The 3599-nt window shown below is 60.7% G+C and carries 2 protein-coding genes; one reads left to right on the plus strand and one right to left on the minus strand.

What is annotated here, in order from left to right:
• Positions 1 to 1344 precede the first annotated feature (1344 nt).
• Positions 1345 to 2034 (minus strand): winged helix-turn-helix transcriptional regulator, encoded by a 690-nt coding sequence (locus QMK17_RS26005; protein WP_283512173.1) that lies wholly within the window; start codon positions 2032 to 2034, stop codon positions 1345 to 1347.
• Between the two features lie 54 nt (positions 2035 to 2088).
• On the opposite strand from QMK17_RS26005, the gene QMK17_RS26010 reads away from it, so the two are divergent.
• Complete coding sequence (locus tag QMK17_RS26010; RefSeq protein ID WP_283512174.1) at positions 2089 to 3477, plus strand: MFS transporter; 1389 nt, start codon at positions 2089 to 2091, stop codon at positions 3475 to 3477.
• Positions 3478 to 3599: the final 122 nt, after the last annotated feature.

Below are 3599 nucleotides of genomic sequence, written 5' to 3' on the forward strand. Positions count from 1 at the left end.
CCTCGACGCAGGCATTCAGCTCTCGACTACCAAGCCCCGAACGATGTCCACTACAGTTACCGGCAGCACGACAACGCGGCCTGAATTTAACCATCTCCAGTGTCCGAAATCCCCGCGGCAGATCAGTTTCTGTTCTCGGTGCGGGACTATTCGGACGTCGAGCGCTACTGACTTCTCTACGGGTTCATTGAGAAAACCCCTCGGTCCGTTTCGTCCTGGGCTTCACCAGGGAGTTGTAGCTTGCGGTTGTGAAAAATTTCAATGCTCGTGGTCTGGTTTGCGGCGTGGACTGGCCGCTGCTGCGCCGCAGGTAATGGTGCATCGGCGTGCGGATCGACAGACGATACGGCGACACGTCATCGGTAGTTCCGAGACAACCGCGGTCGATCCGACGACGCCGGAACAGTCCGCCCACCGGCCGATTTAGTGGTGGAGTTTTCGTTCACTGGAGATGGTGTCTCCGTCAGGGGTGACGGTGCTGGTTTCGATGAGGTTGCTGCAGTGCAGTTACCTACCCGATCGTCGGGTATTGGGCGGGGCGGATGTCCGGAGTTGTGTCGATCCCGCGCAGGTGGTCGAGGAAGCCGGACATCGGGCCTCACTGGCTATGAAAGTACATCCGCCGGCGCAGGGGTGGTTCGGAACCTGACAGGTTCAGCCCAAGGGCCGAACAGCCCACTCGACGAGAACAGTTGACGATTCGGGTGTCACACGATGGTCACAAGTGGGTACTTACGAGCGTGCCTTCGGGTGGTGTCGCTTGGACTGCGGGCGGTGGTCAGAGTGCCTGTGGTGCGTCCATCTGGATGCACGCAAATGGCTCGCATGTGGCTGTTAATCGGACGGCTGCTGGTCCGAGTCCAGTCGGGGGAGCATCGATAGACCCTCTGACCTGCACTTACGTGCGGGGCAGGGGGCTTTTTCGTATCGGAACACGTCGAGAGGCAGTCGGTTGTCTACCTGCGAACACGGTTCGTCAGCGACCTGGGATCTGCCGTTCTTGGCCGAGTAATTGTCACAGGTTGTCACAACCAGTTCTTATCTCGTTTTCCGATGGTCGTCGGGGCGCTGCTGTAGGCGCAAGGTATCCGATTGGATACCTACCGTCGTTGTAGGCCCTGGAGCGGTTGCGGGGGAGGCTGGCTTCGATGTCGTAGTCGTTCCCAGGATCCAGTTCGTGGATGTCGAAGCCGCTTGCGTCCTGGTCCTTCGGGTGCCGCGGTTGCCTGTTGCCGGGTGCCCACTGCCTTCCAGATTCGTGTCGCGCAGTTGTTCATCACGCTGCCGTCCAGTAGCGGTTTCGCGTTGGCATGGGGCGGTTGATCTGAGGCGGTCGACAGGTAGTCAGCTTCGTCGAGGCATTTCCCTGCCGAGTCGCTGACTGTGTGTCAGGGCGAGGGAGCTCAGCTGCGTGAATCTGCGTACAGCGTTGGCCGGGCCGGTAATTCGTGCGCGAGGGAGTGAGGTGTGTGCGTCGGACAAGGTTCGGAACACTTGATCCGAGGTTCCGTCGACGACGATCTCAGCGGCGGCGTCGGAATGGGCAGTCGTGGCGTGGATTCCGGTGGCGTCGGCGATGAGGAGGATGCTGTCCCCGTCGGCGTCGATGCGTGCGGTGATCGTCGGTAGGTCCGGGTTGCCTGCGAGGTCGGCTGGATCGGGGTAGAGAGCCATCACCGCGAACACGAGCCAGCGTCCACGTGCTTGTTGGTCGCCGGCTTCGGCTGCCATCAGCGGTGATGCCCACCGGGCGATCTCGACGAGCGGTCCTCGGAGGCTGCGCCCCCAGTCGGTCAGGGTGTAAACGCGAGCCGATATCGGCGGGGGCTCGTCCCGGTAGGTGACTACGCCGTCTTCCTCGAGTGTGCGCAGTCTCTGCGCGAGAAGATTCGTCGCGATGCCGGGGAGGGATTTCTGCAGGTCGGAGTATCGACTGGGGCTGATGAGCAGCTCGCGTACGACGAGCATTGTCCATCGGTCGCCGATGACGTCCAAGGCCCGAGCGAGCGAGCAGAACTCGTTGTACGACTTCACAGTGACGACTCTAGCACTTGACAAAATGGATAGCTTACTTGAAATAATAAAGCTGTGAATTCCCTCCTCGAAACCCGGCAGAAGCCGCGGACCCTGGTCTTGATCGTCCTGTGTACGGCGACGCTCGCTATCAGCCTCGCCACGACTGCTATCAATGTGGCCCTTCCATCGTTGGCGGTGGAACTACGGGCGGACAATCGGCAATTGCAATGGATCGTCGACTCCTACAATCTGCTTTTTGCCACGTTCGTGCTGGCCTTCGGCAGTCTCAGTGACCGCTATGGACGTAAAGGCGCGCTGATCGGCGGCCTGGCGATCTTCGGCGGCGGTGCTGTCGGTGCGTCGTTCGCCGAGAGTTCAGGACAACTGATTTTCTGGCAGGCGATCATGGGACTCGGCGCCGCGTTCGTCTACCCGACCACGCTGTCGATTCTGTCGAACGTGTTCACCGAACGAGCCGACAAGGCCAAGGCCATCGGGATCTGGGGTGCGACAACGGGTCTGGGTGTTGCGTGTGGGCCGATCCTGGGCGGCTGGCTACTCGAATCCTTCTGGTGGGGAAGTGTGTTCCTTGCCCTGGCCACCGCTGCCTCGGTGTCGATACTCGCCGCGATTGTCGTCGTGACCACCTCCCTCGATCCGGGCACACCGCGCATCGACTACGGCGGTCTCGTTCTGTCGGTGCTTGCGGTCGGCTCTCTGGTCTACACCGTCATCGAAGCTCCCGAGCATGGGTGGCGCAGCATGGCCACCTTGACCGGATTCGTTCTGGCGGCGGGGTTGTTCGCGGCGTTGGTCAAGTGGGAGCGCGGCCGTGCGGAGCCGATGATCGATGTCACTTTGTTCACCAACATGCGCTTCACTGCAGCCAGTATTTCGGTGACCTTCGCCTATTTCGCACTGTTCGGGTTCATTTTTCTCATAACTCAGTATTTCCAATTGGTTCGCGGATTCGCGCCGCTGGAAACCGGATTGAAGTTCATCCCGGTCGCCGCGTCGATTGCCGTGGGGTCGATCCTCGGCACCGCGTTGGCCGTTCGATTGGGTAACAAGCTGGTGGTCAGTACCGGGTTGTTGCTGTTCACGGTTGCATTCGTGTGGATTGCGACGTTGAGTGAAGCGACGAGTTACCTGGAGATCGCTATGCAGATGATCCCGCTGGGATTGGGGCTCGGTCTGACATCCGCACCTGCAACGGAAGCAATCATGGGTGCGGTGCCGCTGGAGAAGGCCGGTATCGGATCGGCAATGAACGATGCCACGCGTGAGGTCGGCGGGACACTCGGTGTGGCAGTGATCGGTAGCGTCTACGCCTCGCTGTATGCCTCGAAATTCACCGAATCGGGAGTGGGAGAGAACCTTCCCGACGGCGTCAGGTCGAGCGTCGAGGAATCGGTGGGTGCGGCGGTAGTTGCGGCCGACCAGATCGGTGCCTCAGGGTGAACCGCACCGGGTTGTCCGGAGGCTTCACTTCTTAGGAGAATGAAGCCATGGCACGACCGGCAAGCAACTACCCCACCGAGCTGCGTGAACGCGCTGTCGGCATGTTCACCGAGATCCGCAAG

It is taken from the genome of Rhodococcus sp. G-MC3, from assembly GCF_030063335.1.
In the GTDB taxonomy this organism is placed as follows: Bacteria; Actinomycetota; Actinomycetes; order Mycobacteriales; family Mycobacteriaceae; genus Rhodococcoides.